The 1,025-nt window shown below is 28.6% G+C and carries 2 protein-coding genes; one reads left to right on the forward strand and one right to left on the reverse strand.

Features of this window, described 5'->3' with window-relative positions:
• The first annotated feature begins 38 nt into the window (after positions 1 to 38).
• Positions 39 to 539 carry a hypothetical protein gene (locus PF022_RS08760; protein WP_271023577.1) on the forward strand — a complete coding sequence of 167 codons (501 nt, stop codon included), beginning with the start codon at positions 39 to 41 and terminating at the stop codon, positions 537 to 539.
• Positions 540 to 818: 279 nt separating this feature from the next.
• Here the strand turns inward: PF022_RS08760 and PF022_RS08765 are convergent.
• Positions 819 to 1,025 (reverse strand): single-stranded DNA-binding protein (locus PF022_RS08765; protein WP_271023578.1); only part of this gene is annotated, 207 nt, incomplete at its 5' end.

Raw genomic sequence — 1,025 nt, forward strand, 5'->3', positions numbered from 1 at the left:
TAAATTAGAATCATACTAAGGTTATAAGGAGTTTTCAAATGAGTTTTAAAAAGGCAATATTATCTGTTTCTGTCTTTGCTTCTTTAGCTTTGGCGACTGATGAGAATGTAGGGGCTTATAATTATTCTGAAACATTAAATAATTATAAAAATTATTCTACAAATATTTCTCGCAATACACTTAAAAACAATAAAGAAATAGAATATGAAAAACTTTGTAAATCAGTGGCTTATATGCTCAAAATGGCTTCTTTTCAAATTTGTGAAATTAGAACTATAAAACCCACAGACACCCAAATTTTGCAAGAGTTTTTAAGCCTTATTAGAAGTAGTAAGCAAGTTGCTAATCAAAGGATAGAAACAATGCAACTAGATGCAGATAAGGAAGTGCTTTATTTGTTGGTGGCAACAGAACATATTATAGAAGCAATATTGGATAAAGATTTTTTTGAGATTACAGGAGGATATAGAATGCCAAGTGATTTTATTTCTTTTGGGAAGGAAATACTAAGTGCTACCTCTCAAGCAAATAAAGGATGATATAATAAAAGGTATCAATAACAATCAAACTCCACAAGAGATTTTATGCAAACTTATTCTGTGGCGTTTTAGCGATATTGAAAGATCTCTAAAGCTAGATTTTAATAAAAAATGCAGTATAGAAAATTTTTTTAAGTATTTATTTAAAAATTGAAATAAATGAATTAAAAGAACTTTTAGAAAAACTAAAAGATTACAAGGATGTAATTGACAAAGATGTAATATGCACTTGCACACAACATAGATAATCGTTAATTCAAATTTTACAAAATTACTACTTTAAAATGGAATCTCACTTTCATCAAACTCTGTAACTTGCCCTTCGTTTTCTTTACTCTCTTTTTTGTTTAAAAATTCAAACTCATTAATAATAACCTGCCATGAATAGCTAACCTCTCCGCTTTCTTTTGTAAAAGAGCTTGTATGTATTTTGCCACTTCCTAAGAATTTATCACCTTTTTTGAAGTATTTGTGTGCGACTTCTGC

This window comes from Helicobacter sp. WB40 (assembly GCF_027859275.1).
In the GTDB taxonomy this organism is placed as follows: domain Bacteria; phylum Campylobacterota; class Campylobacteria; order Campylobacterales; family Helicobacteraceae; genus Helicobacter_D; species Helicobacter_D ibis.

Bases quoted from the DNA above. Each gene is read 5' to 3' on its own strand.
- PF022_RS08760 (WP_271023577.1), top strand. From the start codon at position 39: ATGAGTTTTAAAAAGGCAATATTATCTGTTTCTGTCTTTGCTTCTTTA.